Origin of the sequence: Sodalis sp. dw_96 (genome assembly GCF_018449575.1) — a bacterium.
Lineage (GTDB): Bacteria > Pseudomonadota > Gammaproteobacteria > Enterobacterales > Enterobacteriaceae > Acerihabitans.
On the sequence record NZ_JAAVUT010000019.1, the window covers coordinates 1 to 23,387 of the forward strand.

19 protein-coding genes are annotated in these 23,387 nt (G+C 55.0%); 12 read left to right on the forward strand and 7 right to left on the reverse strand.

The window, feature by feature from the left end:
* From HB631_RS21090 to HB631_RS21100, 3 genes are all read left to right on the forward strand, one after another.
* A partial coding sequence (locus HB631_RS21090; protein ID WP_213993146.1) for a glucosaminidase domain-containing protein occupies nt 1–499 on the forward strand: 499 nt, incomplete at its 5' end.
* Nucleotides 496–870 (forward strand): hypothetical protein, encoded by a 375-nt coding sequence (locus HB631_RS21095; protein ID WP_213993147.1) that lies wholly within the window; start codon nt 496–498, stop codon nt 868–870. The genes HB631_RS21090 and HB631_RS21095, both read left to right, overlap by 4 nt.
* 623 nt (nt 871–1,493) lie before the next feature.
* On the forward strand, nt 1,494–2,522 hold the full coding sequence (locus HB631_RS21100) for an NAD(P)H-quinone oxidoreductase (RefSeq protein ID WP_213993148.1): 1,029 nt from the start codon (nt 1,494–1,496) through the stop codon (nt 2,520–2,522).
* A 125-nt stretch (nt 2,523–2,647) separates the two neighbouring features.
* On the opposite strand, the gene HB631_RS21105 is transcribed toward HB631_RS21100, so the two are convergent.
* Nucleotides 2,648–4,243, reverse strand: a complete 1,596-nt coding sequence (locus HB631_RS21105; protein ID WP_213993149.1) for a hypothetical protein — start codon at nt 4,241–4,243, stop codon at nt 2,648–2,650.
* A 734-nt stretch (nt 4,244–4,977) separates the two neighbouring features.
* Between HB631_RS21105 and HB631_RS21110 the strand changes: the two genes are divergently transcribed.
* The gene (locus tag HB631_RS21110) at nt 4,978–5,700 is read left to right on the forward strand and encodes a tetratricopeptide repeat protein (RefSeq protein WP_213993150.1); all 723 of its coding nucleotides are present in this window, start codon (nt 4,978–4,980) and stop codon (nt 5,698–5,700) included.
* Nucleotides 5,701–5,832: 132 nt separating this feature from the next.
* On the forward strand, nt 5,833–6,990 hold the full coding sequence (locus tag HB631_RS21115; RefSeq protein ID WP_213993151.1) for an MFS transporter: 1,158 nt from the start codon (nt 5,833–5,835) through the stop codon (nt 6,988–6,990).
* 138 nt (nt 6,991–7,128) lie between these two features.
* Here HB631_RS21115 and HB631_RS21120 read toward each other — a convergent pair whose 3' ends face one another.
* Nucleotides 7,129–8,055 carry a LysR family transcriptional regulator gene (locus HB631_RS21120; RefSeq protein WP_213993152.1) on the reverse strand — a complete coding sequence of 309 codons (927 nt, stop codon included), beginning with the start codon at nt 8,053–8,055 and terminating at the stop codon, nt 7,129–7,131.
* 139 nt (nt 8,056–8,194) lie between these two features.
* Between HB631_RS21120 and lysA the strand changes: the two genes are divergently transcribed.
* Nucleotides 8,195–9,478 carry a diaminopimelate decarboxylase gene (gene lysA / locus HB631_RS21125; RefSeq protein ID WP_213993153.1) on the forward strand — a complete coding sequence of 428 codons (1,284 nt, stop codon included), beginning with the start codon at nt 8,195–8,197 and terminating at the stop codon, nt 9,476–9,478.
* 23 nt (nt 9,479–9,501) lie between these two features.
* Here lysA and galR read toward each other — a convergent pair whose 3' ends face one another.
* Entirely contained in the window at nt 9,502–10,515 is a 1,014-nt protein-coding gene (galR, locus tag HB631_RS21130) for an HTH-type transcriptional regulator GalR (RefSeq protein ID WP_213993154.1), read from the reverse strand.
* Between the two features lie 943 nt (nt 10,516–11,458).
* Between galR and HB631_RS21135 the strand changes: the two genes are divergently transcribed.
* The 3 genes from HB631_RS21135 to lplT all read left to right on the forward strand — a co-directional run bounded on the left by HB631_RS21135 (nt 11,459) and on the right by lplT (nt 15,727).
* On the forward strand, nt 11,459–12,175 hold the full coding sequence (locus tag HB631_RS21135) for a GNAT family protein (protein ID WP_213993155.1): 717 nt from the start codon (nt 11,459–11,461) through the stop codon (nt 12,173–12,175).
* Between the two features lie 175 nt (nt 12,176–12,350).
* Complete coding sequence (gene aas / locus HB631_RS21140; protein WP_213993156.1) at nt 12,351–14,507, forward strand: bifunctional acyl-ACP--phospholipid O-acyltransferase/long-chain-fatty-acid--ACP ligase; 2,157 nt, start codon at nt 12,351–12,353, stop codon at nt 14,505–14,507.
* Complete coding sequence (gene lplT, locus HB631_RS21145; protein ID WP_213993157.1) at nt 14,504–15,727, forward strand: lysophospholipid transporter LplT; 1,224 nt, start codon at nt 14,504–14,506, stop codon at nt 15,725–15,727. Before aas ends, lplT begins: the two co-directional genes overlap by 4 nt.
* Before the next feature lie 19 nt (nt 15,728–15,746).
* Here lplT and HB631_RS21150 read toward each other — a convergent pair whose 3' ends face one another.
* From HB631_RS21150 to mutH, 4 genes are all read right to left on the reverse strand, one after another.
* A complete protein-coding gene (locus HB631_RS21150; protein ID WP_213993158.1) occupies nt 15,747–16,787 on the reverse strand; it encodes an NADP(H)-dependent aldo-keto reductase in 1,041 nt (346 codons plus the stop codon).
* Between the two features lie 132 nt (nt 16,788–16,919).
* The gene (locus tag HB631_RS21155; RefSeq protein ID WP_213993159.1) at nt 16,920–17,138 is read right to left on the reverse strand and encodes a YgdI/YgdR family lipoprotein; all 219 of its coding nucleotides are present in this window, start codon (nt 17,136–17,138) and stop codon (nt 16,920–16,922) included.
* 160 nt (nt 17,139–17,298) lie between these two features.
* Complete coding sequence (locus HB631_RS21160) at nt 17,299–18,039, reverse strand: TerC family protein (protein WP_213993160.1); 741 nt, start codon at nt 18,037–18,039, stop codon at nt 17,299–17,301.
* A 180-nt stretch (nt 18,040–18,219) separates the two neighbouring features.
* The gene (gene mutH, locus HB631_RS21165; protein ID WP_213993161.1) at nt 18,220–18,912 is read right to left on the reverse strand and encodes a DNA mismatch repair endonuclease MutH; all 693 of its coding nucleotides are present in this window, start codon (nt 18,910–18,912) and stop codon (nt 18,220–18,222) included.
* A gap of 691 nt (nt 18,913–19,603) precedes the next feature.
* Here mutH and rppH point away from each other — a divergent pair.
* The 3 genes from rppH (at nt 19,604) to lgt (ending at nt 23,384) form a co-directional block, all read left to right on the forward strand.
* A complete protein-coding gene (gene rppH / locus HB631_RS21170; RefSeq protein ID WP_213993162.1) occupies nt 19,604–20,131 on the forward strand; it encodes an RNA pyrophosphohydrolase in 528 nt (175 codons plus the stop codon).
* A gap of 12 nt (nt 20,132–20,143) precedes the next feature.
* Nucleotides 20,144–22,393 (forward strand): phosphoenolpyruvate--protein phosphotransferase, encoded by a 2,250-nt coding sequence (ptsP, locus tag HB631_RS21175; protein ID WP_213993163.1) that lies wholly within the window; start codon nt 20,144–20,146, stop codon nt 22,391–22,393.
* A gap of 118 nt (nt 22,394–22,511) precedes the next feature.
* Nucleotides 22,512–23,384, forward strand: coding sequence for a prolipoprotein diacylglyceryl transferase (gene lgt / locus HB631_RS21180; protein ID WP_213993164.1), 873 nt, complete (start codon nt 22,512–22,514; stop codon nt 23,382–23,384).
* The last annotated feature ends 3 nt before the right edge of the window (nt 23,385–23,387 follow it).

A 23,387-nucleotide genomic window follows, 5' to 3' on the forward strand; every position in this document is an offset into this window, starting at 1 on the left:
GGTGTTTCTGGATGCGATTGCTCAGGTTCTCAGGGAAGTGGGGAAAGTCATAGGAAAGGAATTTGTAGATTTCGTTTTCAATCAAGCTAAAAATGATGAAGTTAATTCTCATGTCCCGGCTGCTGTAACCACTGCCCAAGCGATATTGGAAACTGGCTATGGCAAGGCTGTGCCTGTTGATATTTATACTAATAAATACAGTTATAATTTATTTGGTATAAAAGCGCACGGTAATCCGAACTTTGTCTGGGTTAATACACATGAATATATAAGAGGTGTAAAGACTAAAATTGTTGATAAATTTATGGCTTATTCTTCTTATGAAGAGAGTATCGCTGGACGCTCTGCTTTTTTTGTGAAAAATAAAAGATATCATTTCTTGTTTGATTACCAAGATCCCTGTGATTGGGCGAAAGGGTTACAGCGCGCTGGTTATGCCACAGATCCGTCTTATGCTGATAAATTAATCAGCATAATGAAGAGAGAACGATTGATATGATCAAATGTTATATATTTATGCTTCTTTTTATTCCATATGTTTCCTTTGCAAATGTTTTTTGTGAAAATCTAAACAGGAACGTAGAACGTGAGCAATATTATATAAACAGCAATGAGTCAGGTTATAAAGTTGGATCAATTGGCAGGGCATATTTCTACAGCGCGCCCAGCGAAGAATGCAAGATAAAGAGTTTGTTTATTGTCCACGGTGATCAGGTGGATGTGCTGGCTGAATACAATGGATATTCATCTATAATTTATTTTAAAAAAGATGAAAATCCTATATTGGGATGGATCAAAACAGAGGCTTTGATCTCAGCAGGGACGGGGATCGGGCCTAAAAAGTGTAAGTCAATTCCCCTTATACACTAACGAGATGCCTCGGCCCGGTTAAGGTTTTTCTCATACAATCTGGAGCCGAGGAAGAAAAGCCCGCACGGCATTGGCCGGCAAAGACGGGAAGACACTTATATATACAGCTTAAATGAATTCTTTTGTATGAAAAGATTCCGTTTAAATAGATTCGCTGGAAAATCTATGGGCACTATATACGACCACGTATAAGAATTATTTCGAGCATCACCGAAACTGTGGAATGATTTGCGTTCTCGAGCTCGAAATGAGAAAAGAGATTGACTTAAACTTCACGCCGAAAACAGAGAGGTAGATATAGGAGTGCACAGAGCGGAATTATTGGAAAGCCAATGTGAGCTTGATGCGGTCTCTGATTTCTATAATTTTATTAAAATATATATGATATCAATGGATGATAATTGATATCTTTCCAAAGAACCGCAATTCCTGTAGAGCATCTTTTCAGCAGCATTCAGCTAAATCATATTTTATCACGGCGCGATCTGCCTATCCACCTGCCTATGTGTCTCCCGTTCACGGCAACGACCTTTGACCCGCCGGATTTTGCCAGTTATCCGCTTTACCGTTATCACGGCATGGGGCTATTATCGCTAAAACCTACTCATAACGGGACGAGAGCCATGACTGCTAGTGCCATTCCATCTGTAATGCAAGCGATTGATATCAAACAGCCCGGCGGACCGGAGCAATTGGTGGCCATTGAAATGCCGGTTCCCCGGCCGGACGCGGGATATTTGCTGGTGAGAGTGGCAGCGGCGGGGGTCAACCGTCCCGATGTGATGCAACGGGCGGGATCCTATCCGCCCCCTCCCGGCGCTTCCCTGATCCCCGGTCTGGAAATCGCCGGTGAAGTGGTGGCGGTGGGACCAGATGTCAGCCGTTACGAGGTGGGAGATAAAGTATGCGCCCTGATTGCCGGCGGCGGCTACGCCGAGTATTGCGTCGTCCATGAAACCAACGCGCTGCCAATCCCCAGAGGCTTCTCTTTATTGCAGGCGGCGGCGCTGCCGGAGACTTTCTTTACCGTTTGGGCCAACCTGTTCCAGCGCGGGAAATTACAGGCAGGGGAAATCCTGTTGGTGCATGGCGGGACCTCCGGTATCGGCACGGTCTCAATCATGCTGGCAAAAGCGTTCGGCGCAACGGTCCTGACCACCGCGGGGTCGGAAGAAAAATGCGCGGCGGCTCTTAAACTGGGCGCCGATCACGCCATTAATTATCGTACCCATGATTTTGTCGCCGAGACGAAACGGCTGACCGACGGGCACGGCGCGGATGTGATTGTGGATTTGGTCGCCGGCGATTATGTGGCGCGAAATTATGCCGCCGCCGCGGTGGAAGGCCGGATTCTGCAAATCGGTATCCAGCACGGTCCGGCCAAGGAGCTCAATCTGATGCCGCTGCTGTCTAAACGTCTTACCCACACCGGCACCACGTTACGTCCGCGATCGATCGAGGAAAAAGCCGCCATCGCCGGCGATTTGCGGCTGAAAGTCTGGCCGTTGCTGGAGGAAGGCCGTTTGCAGCCGTTAATCGATCGCACATTTCCCTTATACCGGGCCTGCGATGCCCATACCCTGATGGAGGCCAGCACCCATATCGGCAAGATAATGCTGGTGACGCCGGGTTACGCCGAGCTGATGGCCTGAAGGGGCGTTGCAGGCTTCCAGGCAGACTTATTTGGACTTGACGATGTGGCACAGGATAAGTGAGGGGTAATCCGTCCGCGCCGGCGCGGCACGGATCTGGCCACCCGTTAGGTTATTTATGTCACTCAACCAGCCTGACGACTAAATCCTATATCGTCGTTAATCACCGCGGTGGGGCCGATGGGCACGCGTGCCGGCTGGGCCAGGGGCAGTTTGCGAAAGACAATTTTCTCTTTCCAGACTTTGCGCAGAAAATCCTCAAACACCTGGATGGTCAGTTGCTCCCCCGGACAGCGCCGGTAGCTGAAGCCAAACGGTGCGAAGCCGGCAAAATCGCAAACCGGCTTGGGCTGTCCGCCGGCTACGCCAAATACCGTACCGAAACCGCTATTGGTAATACTGACCTTGCGCCCATCTTTGACCTCGAAAGAGGTCATATCGAACGGGCAACGCGCCAGGCCAATCTGCCGGCATTTTGCCTCGTCGATTTCGGCGCTGGTGGGAACCTGGCGATAACGTTCGGGATCAAACGCCTCCGGCTCTTTCCACAGCTCCCGGCTATGGCTGGTGGTGGTATGCGGTGTGATAATATAGCTGTTGCGCTCAAACGAGAGGCCGAGCCGGCGATGGGGCGACTCGCCATAAGCGGAATTACGGGCGTCGTCTATGGCCGAAATACTGCCGCTGTTGGGCGAGATAGTACGGAACAATTCCATTACGAATAATTCCAGCGGGGTATAAGGGGCGCCGTTGGCATTATCGTAGTCTCCGCTCATGGTTTTTTGGAAACAGCTCCGCACGGCCTTGTCGCCGTCGTCTTCGCTTAAGCGCGACATGATGCCGTACAGGGAGTTGCCCCATTGGCTTAGGGCGACAAAGTTATGGAAACATTCAAAGATGATATCCTTCTTACTGAAATGGGCGCCGTCACCGGCATTTTTCAACCAATACCAGGCCAGGGTTTTTTCCGGATTGGCGATGCGGCCGGCGGCAATGTCCTCCACCCGTTCATTGATCCATGCCCTGAGGAAATCCAGCCGTTTGCGTACCGCCATATAATTTTCATACACGATGGGCTGTAGCGGATTGCGATAGGCCAGCACCGTATTGAATGCCTCGCCGATTTCGCGCACCTCGGCGGGAATGGCCTGCCCCTTTACCCCCACATGCAGGTCCCAGTAAATATCGAAATAGTAGTCCAGGTAGTGGCGCATAAAGGGGATGTCGGCAAATTTCGGATCCATTAACTCATCAAAGAAAGTCATCACCTTTTTGCTGTACATGGGCTGGTAGAGATCCGGCGTCATGGCGGTGAAATAGATGCGTTTACGCAGGTTATTTTCCCCGCGGTTTTCCAGCCCCTGCAAAAATACCGTGCTGCCTTCTTCCGGCATCGGCCGCCACTCTGAATAAATCAGCCCCCAGAGATCGTGGGGCAGGGCATTTTCTTTGCTCAGGATAAGATCGATTAACGGCAGCATCGGCCTTTCCCCTTCAAAAAAACTGCTGAGAAAATAGGGGACCACCACATTCTCAACGTAGGCCCGATCGAAATTGACGGGAATCGTTTCACGAAAACGCGCCAGCGCCGTGGCGATTTCATCTGGTAATGCTGACGTTTCCTGGGGATTGCCGTTATCGGCAGCGGCGGCATGTACTGCCGAGGTACCCGCTGTGAGACCTAACGCGGCAGCACCTTTTAAAAATGTACGTCTCTTCATAGGGGGACTCCTCAAAAAAGGTTAATAGTCGGTTTCATTCACTGTCCGACATCCTGAGTATTTATTTTTTTCAAACTGATCGGGCATAACACTCGTGATCGCATTTAATCATTCAGGTTATTAATTGATTGTTGCAAAAACGGTAGTGATTCCAGGAGGTTAAAATAGTACAGTTCGATGGTCTTCCCAGCTACCGTGACCGGCGCTGATATAATCATATATATTATCGGTTATCAAATTGCTGGCAAGATAAATGTTAGCATAGGTAGCTAATTAGATTCTAATTAAGGTTATAAATAAAAAATTCATTTTGAATTCATAATGCAATATTTTTTGTATTAATTTTTATTGAATTTAAAAATTTAAATGTTAGCCATTTTTATATTAATTATTGGAAATATTTTATTTTTCATAACGCTTTGGCGGGTATTTAATATGACGAAGCAACTACCTGGTCTGATGGACCCGTCTTACTTCAAGTTGCGGGCGTGTTGGCAATAGAGCCTCGCCCCTCTACCCGCTGCAAGCAGCGTTCGAATCTGTTCCAGACAGATTTGTTGCTGCGTCGCCGCTTTCCTGCAATTCGAATTAAATTGGGTATAGCAGTCAAATTCGCCACGGTAATTGCGAAAGAAACGTGAGGAGACTTTATCGAAAGGTGGTGACTTTACTTATCGCTTCCCGCCCTTCATTATTGTTATCGGACGATTGTCTTCCACAATTAATGAGCGTTTATGCACTGGAAATGTAAGGCATGGGTATTGTTCGCCGGGCTCTATGCGGTTACCGGTTATGCAGCGCAGGAAGATGAACAGATCAAAACCGACTGTGGCAAGATCGACGGCTACGGGAAGGCGGGCGCGGCGGCCTACCGGCAGGGAGATATGGCCCGCGCCGTTGAGGAGTTCAGCGCCCAGGCTGCCTGGGGAGAATTCTGCCGCCTGCCGGCGGCGGCTCTGGATACCGCTTATAATAATACCGCGCTGGCGTTGATTCGATCCGGTGAACCCTTAAAAGCCAACGCCTGGCTTTCGCTGGCCCCCCATTCCGCTAAAAGCGGGGTGAACCTGACGCTTATTCAGCCTGTGCTGGATCGCCTTAAGCCTGCGCTGGCGGCCACGCCGATGGGAAACTATTGGCGATATGCAGGTCAGGGACTGTGGAGCGTTTTGTCGGTCATGCCCGAGGGCAATACATGGAAAATCACTTTTAACGGATATTATATGCCGGGCATGGGGATGTATTATGGCCCGAATATGGGTTCGTTCTCGGTTGTGCAGCCTATCAGCGACGGCAAGGCGGTCTATCGTCAGGACGCCGCCGACGGCGATTCGGCCTGTCAGGTGAACATGACCTTTAACCCGCGGGAGGCACAGCTTGATACGGTCTCAGGCGATTGCGGCTTTGGCATGAACGTCCGGGCCGACGGAAAGTTTTTGCGGGTTTCGCTCTATTAATGCCGTGGCGTTGGCGCGGCATAACAATTGTGTTACTTTCCTAATCATAAAAACCATAACGATCTTCCTCTCTATCCCTCCGTTTTTTTCACAGCCTGCCCGTCCGGCGGCGGTTAAGTCATGGAGTATGTTATGCCTATTGCCCTATTGGCGCTGGCCCTGAGCGCCTTTGCCATTGGAACCACTGAATTCGTTATCATGGGGTTATTGCCGCAGGTGGCGGCGGATCTCAAGGTTTCTTTGCCGGATGCCGGCTGGTTGATAAGCGGTTATGCCCTGGGCGTGGCCATCGGCGCGCCTATCATGGCGGTGCTTACCGCCCGCTTGCCGCGTAAAAGCTGTCTGGCGTTATTAATGGTCATCTTTGTGGTGGGTAACGCCTTGTGCGCCTGGGCCTATGGTTATGGCCTGCTGATGGTTGCCCGTGTGGTGACGGCGCTTTGCCACGGCGCGTTTTTCGGTATCGGCTCGGTGGTGGCCGCCGGGCTGGTGGCGCCGAATCGCCGCGCTTCGGCGGTGGCATTGATGTTCACCGGCTTGACGCTGGCCAACGTGCTCGGGGTGCCCATCGGCACCTGGCTGGGGCAGCTTTACGGTTGGCGCGCCACATTCTGGTGCGTGTCGGCCCTCGGCGTGGTGGCTTTTATCGCCTTGCTGGCAAGCTTGCCGTCGCAACGAAACGCGACGCCTCCCGACCTGGCCCGGGAGTTTTCCGCCCTGCGCAACGGCAGCCTGTTGCTGTCGCTGCTGATGACGGTCTGTTTTGCCGCGGCAATGTTCACCTTATTCAGCTATATTGCGCCGCTGTTGCTACAGGTCACCGGCGTGGGGGATCGCGGCGTCAGCTGGACCTTGTTCTTGATCGGCGCCGGCCTGACCTTGGGAAATTTTATCGGCGGCCGCCTGGCCGACTGGCGGCTTTCCTTCAGTCTGCTGCTGAGTTTTTCGTTTATTGCGGTGTTTTCACTGCTGTTCAGTTGGACCAGCCATCAACTGCTGCCGGCGGAAATCACTCTGTTTTTATGGGCATTGGCCACCTTCAGCACCGTACCGGCATTGCAAATCAACGTTGTGACCCACGGCGACGATGCGCCCAATCTGGTGTCGACCCTGAATATCTCGGCATTCAACATTGGTAATGCGCTGGGGGCCTGGGCCGGCGGCAAGGTTATCGCCGTGGGTTTGGGACTGACCCGGGTGCCCATGGCCGCCGGCGCGCTGGCGCTGATAGGGCTGGCGGTCTGTCTGGTGACTTTTTATCGCCCAACGCGCCGAGCGGCGGTGGCGTAAGGGCCTGTTCCGGAGTCTGCCGGCAGTCTTTTATCACTCGTCGCGTCACCTGGTGGTGGCATAACGGCCTGCCCCGGGATTTGCCTGGCGGCCCCTCATTGGGCGCCAGGCCGTCCCTCGGCGCGCGAGGGTCTGTTATCAGGCGCGGCCCGTGGCCTGCGCCAGCCTGGCCGGTATGCTGTCGGCAAGGGTTTGCAAATGGTGGACGAAATGATTAACCAGGGATGAGGCCGGCCGATGCAGCGGCCGGACTATACTCACGGTAAAAGGTACGTCGATGCTAAAGGGTTTGATGACTATTCCGCTGGCGGCGTAGTCCAGGGCGGTAAGCGGATTGACAATGGAGATGCCCACTCCGGCGCGCACCATGGCGCATACCGATGCGGCGCTGTGCGTCTCCAGCATCAGCCGGCGGGTTATTCCCTGTTGCCCGAACAGCCGGTCCAACAGCTGGCGATAACTGTCGGTGACGGACAGGCTGATAAAAGGCAGGTCGTGGAAATCCTCCGGCGTCAGAACGTCCTTGGCGCTTAAGGGATGTCCGGCCGGCAGCACGCAGACTTCATTCAAGGTCATCAGGGTTTGCCGTTCGGTGCCGGCCGGGGTAAAGGTATTTTCCGTCAGGCCGAGATCATGGCGCTGGGCGGAGAGCCATTCATCCAGCAACGGCGATTCTTGCGGAATAACGCTCAGGCTTACCGCCGGGTAGTGCTGGAAAAAGGTCCGGCACACGTCAGGCAACAGCGACTGGGAGAATACCGGCAGGCAGGCCACCGAGAGCTGGGTCTGACGGTATTGGCGAATCGCCTGGGCGGCGCCGAGAATACGGTCCAGGCCATAATAGGAACGCTGCACCTCTTCAAACAGGCGTAACCCTTCGCCGGTGGGCTTCAGCCGTCCTTTACTCCGCTCAAACAAGGTCAATTGCAGCAGATGCTCAAAACGCGCCAGCTCGCGGCTTACCGTGGGTTGCGAGGTGTGTAGCAGCGCCGCGGCCGCCGTGAGATTGCCGGTGGTCATTACCGCATGAAAAATATCGATATGGCGCAGGGAGATGGCGGCCATGCTGGGGCTCCAAAACGGCAAAACCATATCATAGATGAATAGCTTTCACCTATATAGATATTTTATCGCCAATGAAAAGGTAGCGGATAATAGCCGGAGAGAAAACTCCCCCCGGAAAACGGAGTAAGAAGAGGAAGCCATGCCCCATAGCCTTTATGAAACCTCCGGCGCCCTGAACGCGAAGAATCTCCGTTCCCTGGCGCAATACTTCGGCGGCCCGGTCTGGGTTTATGAAGCGGAAATCATCATCGATCGTATTCGCCAGCTGAAAAAATTCGATGTTATCCGTTTTGCCCAAAAAGCCTGTTCCAATACGCATATTTTGCGCCTGATGCGAGAGCACGGAGTAAAGGTGGATTCAGTTTCCCTGGGGGAGATCGAACGCGCCTTGGTGGCGGGCTTTAAGCCGGGTCGTTCGCCAAGCGATATCGTTTTCACCGCCGATGTGTTCGACCAGCCGACCCTGCTGCGGGTGGCGGAACTGGGCATACCGGTGAACGCCGGTTCGGTGGATATGCTGACGCAGCTGGGCGAGCATTCGCCGGGGCACGGGGTCTGGCTGCGGATCAACCCTGGTTTCGGCCACGGCCATAGCCAGAAAACCAATACCGGCGGAGAAAACAGTAAACACGGCATTTGGCATGGGGATTTGCCGCGGGCTTTCGCCGAAATTCAGCGCTATGGGTTGAAACTGATTGGTTTCCATATGCATATCGGTTCCGGGGTGGATTACGATCATTTGCGGCAGGTGTGCGAGGCCATGGTGCAAACGGTCATCGCCTCCGGCCAGGATTTACATGCCATCTCCGCCGGCGGGGGATTATCCATACCCTACCGGCTTGACGAAGAGGCCATCAACACCTCGCACTATTTCGACCTATGGGATGCGGCGCGCCAGAAAATCAGCCGCCACCTGGGGCATCCGGTTACGCTGGAAATTGAACCGGGGCGTTTTTTGGTGGCGGAATCCGGGGTGCTGGTGGCTCAGGTGCGGGCGGTAAAAGAGATGGGCAGCCGCCATTTCGTGCTGGCGGATGCCGGTTTTAATGACCTGATGCGCCCGGCCATGTACGGCAGCTATCACCATATTTCAGTCATTCCCGCCGACGGACGTCCGCCCCGGGAGCAGGGAGACCGTGCCACGGTGGTGGCCGGCCCGTTATGCGAATCCGGCGATGTCTTCACGCAGTTGGCGGGGGGCGGCGTTGAACCGCGCTTATTGCCCGAGGCGCGGGTGGGGGATTATCTGGTGTTTCATGATACCGGCGCTTACGGCGCGTCCATGTCGTCAAACTATAACAGCCGGCCGTTATTGCCGGAGGTGTTATATGAGCAAGGACATGCGCGCCTCATTCGCCGCCGCCAAACCCTGGATGAACTGTTGGCGCTCGAACGGGTCTCGGAGGAACTGCCCCCGGCGTAACCGCTATCCACGATGACTTTAGTTCAGGGTGCGTCCAACGGCGGCGGCGCCACCGAATGGCGTCTGACAAGGGTTGGGCTGAAGGTATTGGTCACCTCCGGCAACGGATCGCCGTTAGCCAGCGCCAGAGCCAGCTGTGCCGCCTGAGTAGCCATCGCCACCACCGGATAGCGGATGGTGGTTAAACGGGGGCGCAGGTAACGGGAAATCAGGACATCGTCAAAACCCACCAGCGAAATTTGTTCCGGCACGTCGATACCGTTGTCGCTTAACACCGCCAGCGCGCCGGCAGCCATGGAATCGTTATAACAGGCGATGGCGGTAAAATTCCGGCCGCGGCCCAATAAATCGGTGATGGCCTGCTCGCCCCCCACTTCATCGGGCTCGCCATAGGCAATGAGCTTCTCGTCAATGTCGATATGGTGATCCGTCAAGGCGTCCAGATAACCCTGCAAGCGATCGGTGCTGTCGGAGATCGGATGACTCGAACAGATAAAAGCGATGCGCCGGTGGCCCTGCTGAATCAAATGCCGGGTTGCCAGCCAGGCGCCATATCTGTCGTCCAGCGCCACGCAACGATTAACATAATCGGGTAAAATGCGGTTAATCAGAACCATGCCGGGGATATGCGCCATCAAGGCGCTTAATTCCGCCTCCGGAATCATCTGGGCGTGCACCACCAGCGCGGCGCAACGATGCCGTATCAACTGCTCGATGGCCTGACGTTCTTTGTCAATGATATGGTAGCCGTTGCCGATCAATAAAAAATTGCCGGTACGGTATGCAACCTGCTCCACCGCCTTGACCATCGCGCCAAAAAACGGATCCGAGACATCCGCCACAATCAACCCCAGGGTTTCCGTTGACTGCTGCGCCAATGCGCGAGCATTGGCATTCGGATGGTATTGCAGCTCTTCCATGGCGCCGAGCACCGCCTGACGCGAACTGTCACTGGCTTTTGGCGAATTATTGATAACCCGCGAAACGGTGGCGACGGATACGCCCGCCAGTTTCGCTACGTCCTTTATGGTGGCCATATCGCTTTACAGGCTCTCAAAGAGTAATCGTTTACATTTCTAAGTTTTACGGAAAAGCCTCGCCGATGCAAGGCGTTAGCGCACAGGTTGAGCAAACAATCCATAAATAGGATTATCGGCAGATAGGGAAAGTCGGGGTTTACCTTTTTCTCCGTCGGTACATCACGTCCCAGTCCGCGGCTCATCGCCGCCGCGGTTAAAAATCGGTGGTGGATATAATCCTGGGGTAAATTTTACAGTTGGTTTCATTTCGAGCAGTAATCTTTCGATTGAACGGTAGTTTATTCATTTCACCCCCTTTAGAGTAGGTATTCCCAGAGGTATTGATTGGTGAGAAATCAGCATACTCTGTATGTTGAGACCATTTCAGTTGCACCAACCTACGCGGATGCGTAGGTTTTTTTTGCCTGTCGTTTAGCCTGCGAATTCCCATCCGGCCCCGCGTGTTTGTGGTATAGATCGCGTCTTTCACCGGCATTTACCCGTGTTGGTTGCGAAAGCTCCCCGTTATCAGGCAAGTTATCTATCGGCGTAACCCTTTTAACCAACGCGGAATAATTAGGATAGTGTTTTTATACCCGTCATACTTCAAGTTGCAGGCGCGTTGGCAATACTCGGCTCATCCCTGGGCCTCGCCCCCGCGGGGCCGCTGCAAGCAGCGTTCAAATCTGCTACCGGCGGATTTGTCCTCGCTCACCCCAGTCACTTGCCTATTCTTAATCGAATAAGTAAAGCTCCTGGGGATAGATGAACCTCATCCCTGAGGTTCACCCTGCGGGCCATCGCAAGCGCTGTTCAAATCTGTTCCAAACAGATTTGTCACTGCGTTGCCGCCTTCCTGCAACTCGAATTATTAGGGTATATATTCCTAATGGATGTCGTACCGCAGCACCAAGATAATGGATTTAACGCTAAATTCCTGCTTTCCAAGGAGATCCAACCGATGCCAACCGTGAATCAATATGATCAGCCTCTGGGGGACGCCTTACCTGACTGGCAACCCAGGGAACGCCCTGAAAAACGGATACTGACGGGCGGCTTTTGTCGCCTGGAGCCGCTGTCCCTTAAGCACAGCGCCGCGCTTTTTACCGCCTGGCACAGTATCAACGATGAACGGGACTGGACCTATTTTTCGATTGGGCGCCCGGCGACATCGGCGGCGTGCGATACCCTGGTAGCCGGCAATGCGGACTCCGGCGACCCGATGCATTATGCGGTAATCGATTTGATTACCGGCCTGGCGGTGGGCACCGTGGCATTGATGCGCATCGATCCGGCCAACGGGGTACTGGAGATTGGCTGGGTCAACTGGTCGCCGTTGATGAAACGTTCGGTATGCGGTACCGAAGCTTTGTTCCTGCTGCTGAATCATACCTTCGATACCCTGGGCTATCGACGCTGCGAATGGAAATGCCACAGCCTGAACCAGGCCTCCGTGCTGGCGGCCAAACGGATGGGCTTCCAGTACGAAGGAACCTTCCGCCAGGCAGTGGTCAATAAAGGCCATAATCGCGATACCTGCTGGTATTCCATTATTGATAAAGAGTGGCCGCCAATCAGCCGGGCGCTGCAAGGTTGGCTGCAGGGGGATAATTTCACCGCCGTGGGCGGGCAAAAAAGGCGGTTGAGGGAATTTATGGCGGCCAGGGGGGGCTTGTAACCTTCGGCGGAATTTTTGCATTGTGGCGGCGGGGGCCCCTCGGTTTTAAACCCTAACCGGGGGCCGAAAGGAGCAAGCGGTTGCTTAAAGATTCCCTTAACCTGCTAATATAACAGGGAGAAGCCGGTATGGAGCTCTTGTGCCGGCCACAATAATGCAACGATAAGGAGATGGCATGCTTTTTTACCTGCTGCGACACTTTTTCCGACTGCTTTACCGGGTGGAGGTCATCGGCGATACGCAGGTGCTGGGACAGCCCGGGGTGATGATCACCCCCAACCATGTTTCCTTTCTCGATGGCATGCTGCTGGCCCTTTTTTTGCCGGTGAAACCGGTATTCGCCATTTATGCCGATATCACCGATGCCTGGTTTATGCCGGTGGTCAGGCGTTATGTGGATATATTGCCGCTGGATCCCACCAAACCGGTAAGCATTAAAAAACTCATTAAATATGTCGGCCACGGCCGGCCGGTGGTGGTATTTCCGGAAGGCCGGATTTCGGTTACCGGTTCATTGATGAAAATCTACGACGGCGCCGCTTTTGTCGCCTCTCGCTCCGGCGCCACCGTTGTGCCCGTCTGGCTGGACGGGCCGGAATTGACGCCCTTTAGCCGCATGGGCGGTATTATCAAGCGTCACTGGTTTCCCAAGATCATCATCCATGTGCTGCCCCCCACCAAGCTGCCCATGCCCGATGCCCTCCGGGCGCGGGACCGCCGCCGCATCGCCGGTGAAAACCTGCATCGGATCATGATGGAGGCGCGGATGGCGTGCCGTCCGCATCCCACGCTGTACCGGGCGCTGCTGGCGGCGGCATGGCGCTATGGCTCGGACAAACCCTGCATCGAGGACATTGCCTTCAAAGCGGACAGCTATCGCGGATTATTAAAAAAAATCTTCGGCGTCAGCCGCATACTCGAGCGTTTCAGCGCGCCGGGGGAGTCCCTGGGGCTGCTGTTGCCCAATGCCACCATTACCGCGGCGGTTATCCTCGGCGCGAGCCTGCGCGGACGGGTCCCGGCCATGCTTAACTACACCTCCGGCGCCAGCGGCCTGAACAACGCCGTCAAAGCCGCCGAATTAAAAACCATCGTCACTTCACGGCAGTTTCTGGACAAAGCAAAATTGACCTCCTTGCCCGGACAGGTGACCGGCGTGCGCTGGGTCTATCTGGAGGACCTGAAAGACAGCCTCGGCCTGGGGGATAAGTTCTGGATCCTCCTTCATTTACTGGTGCCTTATCATGCCGAAGTGCCGCGACAGGCCCATGACAATGCGCTGATTCTGTTTACCTCAGGTTCCGAAGGCACGCCGAAGGGGGTGGTGCATTCCCATGACAGTATCCTGGCGAATATAGAGCAAATCCGCTCGGTGGCGGATTTTACGCCGCGGGATAAATTTTTGTCGGCGCTGCCGCTTTTTCATGCGTTCGGCCTGACGGTGGGGCTGTTTACTCCTTTGTTGACCGGCGCCAGGGTATTGCTTTACCCCAGCCCGCTGCATTACCGGGTAATACCGGAACTGGTGTATGACCAAAATTGTACCGTACTGTTCGGCACTTCAACGTTTTTGGCCCAATACGGCCGCCTGGCCCACCCTTATGATTTCGCCCGGGTGCGTTATATCGTCGCCGGGGCGGAAAAGCTGGCGGAAACCACCCGGCAGCTGTGGCTGGAAAAATTCGGCATCCGTATTCTGGAAGGCTATGGCGTAACGGAATGCGCGCCGGTGGTGGCTATCAATGTTCCGCTGGCGGCCAAATCACATACCGTCGGGCAAATCCTGCCGGGTATGGAGGCGCGCATCATCCCGGTGCCGGGTATTGAACAGGGCGGGCAGTTGCAATTGCGCGGGCCGAATATCATGAACGGCTATCTGCGGGTGGAGCATCCCGGGATGCTGGAACCGCCGGCCGCTGAAAACGCGGGAGGCCTACGGGAAGAGGGATGGTATGACACCGGTGATATCGTCACCATCGACAGTCAGGGGTTCTGCGCCATTCAGGGCCGGATCAAGCGCTTTGCCAAACTGGCGGGGGAAATGGTGTCCCTGGAGAGTGTCGAACAGCTGGCGACCCGCGTTTCGCCGGAGGCTCGCCATGGCGCGGCGGCAAAAACCGATCGTTTGAAAGGAGAATCACTGGTGTTGTTTACCACCGATACGACGTTAACCCGCGATTTGCTGTTACAGCAGGCGCGTAAAGAGGGCATCGCTGAAATCGCTGTGCCGCGGGATATCCGCCATATAAAGGAAATACCGTTGCTCGGCAGCGGTAAGCCCGATTTTGCCGCGCTGAAAAAAATGGCGGAAACGCCGGAGACCCAGGCATGAGCCAACCGGTGGTATTATCCGATCGCCTGCTGTCACGGCCCATGATCGCGGTGATCTGCGCGCAGTTTTTTTCCGCTTTCGGCGACAATGCCTTGCTGTTCGCCACCCTGGCGCTTATCAAGCAGCAACATTATCCCACCTGGAGTCAACCGGTATTACAAATGCTGTTTGTCGCCGCCTATATCGTATTGGCGCCCTTTGTCGGCAAATTTGCCGACAATTTCCCCAAGGGACGGGTTTTGATGGCGGCCAACGCGTTGAAACTGGCCGGAGCGCTATTGATTTGTTTCGGATTGAACCCGTTCTTAGGCTATTGCCTGGTGGGCGTGGGAGCGGCCGCCTACTCACCCGCCAAGTATGGCATCCTGGGCGAGCTTACCCAAGGCGGGCTGCTGGTGAAGGCCAATGGTTTAATCGAGGCGTCCACCATTGCCGCCATCCTCACCGGGTCGGTGGCCGGCGGGCTGCTGGCGGACTGGCATGTGCTCGCCGCACTGTCCATTTGCGCTCTGACCTATGGCGTGGCGGTGGCGGCTAATCTCTTTATTCCACGGCTGGCCCCGGCGCGCTCCGGCGGTTCCTGGCATCCCGCCCGGATGCTGGGCAGCTTCACCGCCGCCTGCCAAAGCCTCTGGCGGGATGGTGAAACCCGTTTCTCCATCATCGGCACCAGCCTGTTCTGGGGGGCGGGTGTTACACTGCGCTTTTTACTGGTCCTGTGGGTGCCGGTGGCGCTGGGCATCAACGATAACGCCACTCCCACCATGCTCAATGCCATGGTGGCGGTGGGGATAGTCTTCGGCGCGGCGGCGGCGGCGAAATTCATCAGCCTGGAAACGGTGCGGCGCTGCATGCCGGCGGGTATCATCATGGGCGGCGTGGTGGTGGCGCTCAGTTTGCAACATCACTTGCTGCCCTCCTACCTGCTGCTGGTTTTTATCGGTATCCTGGGCGGGTTTTTTATCGTACCCCTCAATGCACTGTTGCAGCATCGCGGCAAACTGAGCGTAGGGGCGGGCAACGCCATCGCGGTGCAGAATTTCGGCGAGAATACCGCCATGTTGCTCATGCTCGGGCTTTATTCGCTGGTGGTGAAACTGAATGTCCCGGCGGTCATCGTCGGTATCGGCTTCGGCCTGCTGTTTTCGGCGTCGATAGCTTTGCTGTGGTTCGGGACACGTACGGGTAAAACTGCCCGTGCCGGCGACCCCCGGGAATGAGAGCCACCGGGCTGCGGGTTTACGGCGCGGGAATGGTGAAGCGTTGATGAATTTCTTCCAATGCGCTGATGATTTCATCGTCCAGCGTCAGCGTCAGGCTGGCAAGATTGCTTTTTAGCTGATCCAGGGTCGAGGCCCCGAGAAGGGTTGATGCCACAAAGGGCTGCCGGCGCACGAACGCCAGGGCCATTTGCGCCGGGTCCAGGCCAAAACGTCCCGCCAAAGCGACGTATTCGGCGATTGCCCGCTGGGTATGCGGCGAACTATAACGGGTGAAACGGCTGAACAGGGTATTGCGCGCGCCGGCGGGCTTCGCGCCGTTAAGATATTTACCGGTCAGAGTGCCGAACGCCAGGCAGGAATAGGCCAGCAGCTCCAGCCCCTCAAACTGGCTGATTTCCGCCATGCCCACTTCAAAACTGCGATTGAGCAGGCTGTAGGGATTTTGCACCGTAACGATGCGCGGGAGATCGTGTTTTTCCGCCAACTGCAGATAACGCATGGCCCCCCAAGGGGTCTCGTTGGAAATGCCGAGATAGCGGATCTTTCCGGCCCGCACCTGCTCATTCAACGCTTCCAGTGTTTCCAGGATGGTCACCGCCAGCTTTTCATCGGTGTACTGGTAATTCAGTTTACCGAAACAATTGGTGGCCCGCTGCGGCCAATGCACCTGATAAAGATCGACATAATCGGTTCGCAGCCGCTTCAGGCTGTCATCCAGCGCAATGCGGATATTTTTGCGATCGAGAATTTGCTGTGGCCGGATACCGGCGTCGTTGCCACGGGACGGGCCGGTGACCTTGGTGGCCAGGATGATTTTTTCCCGTTGGCCGTGTCTGTGCAGCCAATTGCCGATATAGGTCTCCGTCAGGCCCTGGGTTTCAGGCCGGGGTGGAACCGGATACATTTCAGCCGTGTCGATCAGGTTGACACCCGCGGCGACGGCATGATCCAGTTGCTCATGGGCCTGGGCCTCCGTGTTCTGTTCACCAAAGGTCATGGTGCCCAAGCCCAGAACGCTGACTTCAAGAGAACTGTGGGGGATACGGTGATAATACATTGAGGCTGGTTCCTTAGTGTCTGAAAAGAGCAGGCGTTAATCTTCCTCCGATTTAATCGACTATAACCAAGCCAGGCCGCGGGGAAAAGCAAAAACGGCCGGGCCGACGGGTATAAATCGCCACGGGCGGTATTAACGCTGGATCATTTGCGACACGTCATTACCGTTGATTTGCATTTCATTGCCTTGCTCATCGGTATAGCTGATCATCCCGGTGGTTTTATCTACTTCGGGTTTCCCCTTGGTCAGAATCATCCGACCGTCTTTGGTGGCCATAACATAATCACTGGCACACCCCGACAGAAAACCCGCCAGGAGAATCGCCGAACAAATCATGATGCTTTTTTTCATTGTGATTTCCATCCATTGAGCGTTGGGATTGACCCTAAGTTTAGCAAAGCGCCGACACTCCATCCGCTGCCAAGCCCATTTTCAGACTGGTTTTCAGACAGGGCGAAAGTCATCAAAACGGCCCCGTCCGCATCAAAACATCAGCATTCCTTGAACAGCGTCATCCCTCAAGATCCGAACCGGAGCGATGGGCGGGGTTGGTTTTTTTGCTTCTGGCGAGATTGAGCGCTTCCACCGCCATTGAAAAAAACATCGCGAAATAAATGTATCCCTTGGGCACATGAACATCAACGCTTTCCAAAATCAGCGTAAAGCCAATCAGTATCAGAAACGACAGGGCCAGCATTTTCACGGAAGGATGCCGGGCGACAAACTCGCCGATGGGTCGGGCGGCATACAGCATCACCCCCACGGAGATCACCACCGCCAACATCATGATGAACAGATGATTGGACAAACCCACCGCGGTTATCACCGAATCCAGGCTAAAAATGATGTCCAACAGCATAATTTGTACGATGGCGCCGAGAAAGGAGGTGACGCGGCTGTCTTGTTCCTCATCTCCGCCCTCCAGCGACTGGTGGATTTCCTTGCTGGATTTCCAAATCAGGAACACCCCGCCGAGCATTAAAATCACATCCCGGATGGAAATGGCGTTATCGAAAACGGTGAATAGGGGATGAGTTAAACGGATCACCCAGGAAATGGATGCCAGCAGGCACAGCCGCATTAACATTGCGCCAAACAGCCCCATGCCGCGCGCTTTGTTTTGCTGGGCGGCGGGAAGCTTGGCAACCACCAGAGAAAGGAAAATGATATTATCAATACCAAGGACGATTTCCAAGATAGTCAGGGTGCCCAGCGCCAACCACGCGTCGGGGTCCAGGATCCAATCAAACATATAATGTTAACAACCTAAACGAATATTAAACAAATAGTATATACCCAATAGATTTCAAGTTGCAGCGGCCCCGAAGAGGCGAGGCTCATGAATGAGCCGGGAAACCAAGCCAGCACGGCTGCAAGTTGGTAGATGATGGGTATAAACAACACTGAATACCCACGGGCAAGAGCCTGCTGTTCAAATCAGGAAATGCCTGGCCAGCAATGGGCCGGTGAAGGTTTTCTTCAGGTAAAAACCCCGTGGCAGCGTCATGATCGGCTGCCCGAACTCGCCGATGGCGGCGGTAAGGGCCCGACTATTGGCGGCCTTTGGCCGCAACTGCAGGACTTCGCCGTGGCGGGCGGTGATTTTTTCCACCTGACCCAATACGATGAGATCCATCAGTTCCTCCCAATCTTGCCGCAGTCGCAGCTCTTCCTGTGCATCGGGGCTCCACAGCAAAGGCGTACCGACCCGGCGCGCGGCCAGCGGTATTTCCCGGCTGCCTTCCACAGGTATCCACAACACCCGCGCCAGTTTATAGCGCACATGGCTGGTTTCCCAGGTAACGCCACTGTTGCCGGTGAGGGGCGCGACGCAGACAAAAGTGGTTTCCAGCGGTCGTCCCGCACTGTCCACCGGGATGGTCTTGAGTTCAACGCCGATATCGGCAAAGTCCTGTTCAGGTTTGCTGCCGGCGCTGGCGCCGAGATAACGCTCCAGCAGCACGCCGATCCAGCCTTTGTCCCGCTTGAGATTGGCGGGCAGTACCAGGCCGGCGTGGGCTGCCAGTTCGCCTAAAGTATAGCCCGCCAAGGCACTGGCGCGGGCCAATAATTCCACTTCATTGCCCGGCGGCGTAACGAGGGTTGAAATCAACGGCAGGGTCATCGTTGTGTTATCCGCATGGTGTTTAAAAACTAGGCTGTCATAACCAATGTTCGTATTTAAATGATCATACAAAACCGGGTAAGTAATAATAGCATGATTTTCCTATTATTTTTTTCCTTACTTTTAACTTTTGCCCTATAGGCGACAGGGTTGTACACCAGTAGAGGGTAACAATGAACAGGATCTTACACCATGTTATCCACAGATCTATGGGATAACCTTAACAAAAATCCACTACTGTAGCTATTTACAGGCTTGACGACCGGTTTTATAGCTGGTTTGTTCCGATTTGGCAGACATTTATGCATCAAATTGTGGATAAAACCAGCATTGTCTGTTTTTTAGCCTTATTAGCTACCCGATCCACGCCACGAGATCCTTAAGGATCTCAGCATGATGGGATACGATCCCTAGCTGCATGAAATCGAAAGGTATTTCGCTGCCGCGAATCTGCTTCGTCCGCTTCCGGCCAAAAGTTTTCCCCCACTAATTCAGCGTTCTGCACAGTACTATCCACAGAAAAAGTGCATAAAGCCGTCGGCGGCGCAGCGTAACTGTTAATAACCTGGGCGCTTAATCCCGTTAAAACCGGGATTAAGGCCGGACATTACTGAAAAGCAGTGGTTTACCCTATTGAGGGGATGTGAAACAATCAAGACATGTTTGCACTATAAGTAATCGAGGTAGTCCGGTGATCGATGATGATGGCTACCGCCCGAATGTTGGTATTGTAATCTGTAATCGTGATGGACAGGTCTTGTGGGCCCGGCGCTACGGACAACACTCATGGCAATTCCCTCAGGGCGGCATAAATGCCGGCGAGACCGCTGAGCAGGCTATGTATCGTGAATTGTTCGAAGAGGTGGGATTGAGCCGCAAGGATGTGCGCATACTGGCCGCCACCCGGAACTGGCTGCGTTATAAACTGCCTAAACGCCTGGTCCGCTGGGACACGAAACCGGTCTGTATCGGTCAAAAACAAAAATGGTTTTTGCTGCAGATCATGTGCCAGGACGCCGATATCAATATGCAGCGCGGGGGCACCCCTGAGTTTGACGGCTGGCGCTGGGTCAGCTTCTGGTACCCGGTCCGCCAGGTGGTTTCGTTTAAGCGGGACGTTTACCGCCGTGTCATGAAAGAATTCTCCACCATTGTCATGCCGTTGCAGGAAGGCGCTCCGCAACGGTCTTGCCCTGCTTATCGACGGAAGAGGGGTTGAGCTACGCAGAATATGCTCACGCGTTTACGAGAAATCGTTGAGAAGGTTGCCGCCGCGCCGCGTTTGTCGGATACGCTGGATATCCTGGTTAATGAAACCTGTCTGGCGATGAATACCGAGGTTTGCTCGGTTTATCTGGCGGACAACGATCGTCGCTGCTACTACCTTATGGCTACGCGCGGTTTGCAAAAACCGCGCGGGCGCACCATCACGCTGGCGTTCGATCAAGGGATCGTCGGACTGGTGGGACGGCTGGCGGAACCTATCAACCTGGCCGATGCCCATACCCATCCCAGCTTCCAATACATTCCCGCCGTTAAAGAGGAGCGTTTTCGTTCCTTCCTCGGCGTACCGATTATCCACCGTCGCCAACTGCTGGGCGTGCTGGTGGTGCAGCAGCGTGAACATCGCCAGTTTGATGAAAGCGAAGAGTCCTTTATGGTGACGCTGGCCACGCAAATGGCCGGCATTCTTTCGCAATCGCAGCTGAACGCCCTCTTCGGCCAGTATCGCCAGACACGCATCCGCGCCCTGGCGGCAGCGCCGGGGGTGGCCATCGCCCAGGGCTGGGTGGATACCAGCCAGCCCTCGCTGGATCAGGTCTATCCGGCATCGTCCCTGGACAGCGCCCTGGAACGGGAGCGGCTGACCTCCGCCCTCGGCGAGGCGGCGGCTGAATTTCGCCGTTTCAGCAAACGTTTTAACGCCAGCGCCCAACAAGACAGCGCGGCCATCTTCGATCTTTATTCCCATTTGCTTAACGATGCCCGTCTCAAGCGCGAGTTGTTTGCGCAAATCGATGCCGGCGCGGTGGCGGAATGGGCGGTGAAATGCGTCATCGAACAATTTGCTGAACAATTTTCCCAGCTTAACGACAGTTACATGCGCGAGCGGGCCGGCGATTTACGCGCGCTGGGGCAACGGCTGTTGTTCCACCTGGACGACAGTACCCAGCGCGTGACCCAGTGGCCGTCCCGTTTTGTGCTGGTGGCCGACGAGCTGAGCGCCACGCTGCTGGCGGAAGTGCCGCAAAGTAAAATGGTCGGCGTCGTGGTGCGCGACGGCGCGGCCAATTCCCATGCCGCCATATTGGTCCGCGCCATGGGCATCCCGACGGTGATGGGAGCGGATATCCAGCCCATGCTGCTAAACCAGCGACTGCTGGTGGTGGATGGTTATCGCGGCGAGCTGCTGGTGGATCCGGAACCGGTACTGGTTCAGGAATATCAGCGCCTCATCAGCGAAGAAAAAGAGCTCAGCCGCCTGGCGGAAGATGATGTGGAACAGCCGGCGCGGCTAAAAAGCGGCGAGCGGATTCAAATCATGTTGAATGCCGGTTTAAGCGCCGAACATGAGCAGCGGCTGGGCGACCGGGTGGACGGCGTCGGGCTCTATCGCACCGAAATTCCGTTCATGCTGCAAAGCGGCTTTCCGTCGGAAGACGAGCAGGTGGCCCAATACCAGGGCATGTTGCAGCTGTTTCCCACCAAATCCGTCACGCTGCGCACACTGGATGTGGGATCGGACAAACAGCTGCCTTATATGGCCCCCATCAATGAAGAGAATCCGTGTCTCGGTTGGCGCGGAATCCGTATTACCCTGGACCAGCCGGAAATTTTCCTGATCCAGGTGCGGGCCATGCTGCGCGCCAATGCGGCCACCGGCAACCTGAGCATACTGCTGCCGATGATTACCAGCGTGGACGAAATCGACGAGGCCCGGCGGATGATCGACAGGGCCGGCCGCGAAGTGGAGGAGATGTTGGGTTATGCGTTGCCGCCCCTGCGGGTGGGCGTGATGATTGAAGTGCCCGCCATGGTGTTTATGCTATCTGCCCTGGTGAATCGGGTGGATTTTATTTCGGTGGGCACCAACGACCTGACCCAATATCTGCTGGCGGTGGATCGTAATAATACCCGGGTGGCGGCGATGTATGACAGCCTGCATCCGGCGATGCTGCAGGTATTGCAGAAAATTATTGTCGAATGCGGACGGCTCGGCCTGGATTGCAGCCTGTGCGGGGAGATGGCGGGCGATCCCATGGGGGCATTGCTGCTCACCGGCATGGGTTATCGTTCCCTGAGTATGAACGGTCGCACCGTGGCCAGAATTAAATACCTGCTGCGCAGCGTGGAGCTCGGCGATGCCGAACTGCTGGCGGAACGGGTGCTGGCGGCGCATAACGCCATTGACGTACGCCATCAGGTGTCGGCATTTTTGGAACGTCGCGGACTGGGTGGTCTGATTCGCGGCGGCCGCTAGGCGTAACCGCTATAGAACAACGTATATCATCGACGGGTAAATTTACCGCCGGTCCGCCGCGAAAAATGTACCCCCTATGCTATGATATGCCCTGAAATAAACTCAGTTCTGGTGATGAATGACAACGAATTATCTGGCTTTTCCTCAGTTTGATCCGGTGATTTTCTCCGTGGGTCCGGTTTCCCTTCATTGGTACGGTCTCATGTACCTGATTGGCTTCGTTTTTGCCATGTGGCTGGCGGTGCGCCGCGCTAACCGTCCCGGCAGCGGCTGGAAAAAGGATGAAGTGGAAAACCTGCTATACGCCGGTTTCCTAGGGGTATTCCTCGGCGGCCGCATCGGTTATGTGCTGTTTTATAACCTGCCGCTGTTTCTTGCCAATCCGCTTTACCTCTTCAAGGTATGGGACGGCGGCATGTCATTCCATGGCGGCCTGATTGGGGTCATTTGCGTCATGCTGTGGTTTGCCCATCGCACCAAACGCCATTTCTTCCAGGTATCGGATTTTATCGCGCCGATGGTTCCCTTCGGCCTGGGCGCAGGCCGGCTGGGCAACTTTATCAACGGCGAACTCTGGGGCAGGGTTACCACCGACACTCCCTGGGCCATGTTGTTCCCCGGATCTCGTGACGAGGATTTGGCTCTGTTGCCGTTTCATCCTGAATGGCAGTCGATCTTCGATCGCTACGGCGTATTGCCCCGTCATCCCTCGCAGCTCTACGAATTATTGCTGGAGGGGGTGGTGCTGTTTATCATCCTTAACTTTTTTATCCGCAAACCGCGCCCGTTGGGCAGCGTATCGGGTCTGTTTCTCATCTGTTATGGCGCGTTTCGCATTATTGTGGAATTCTTTCGCCAGCCCGATGCACAGCTGGGGCTGTTCGACGATGCCATCAGCATGGGGCAGATTCTGTCGTTGCCGATGATTATTGCCGGTGTGATTATGGTTATCTGGGCCTATCGCCGTCGCCCGCAGCAGCAATTGTCCTGAGGT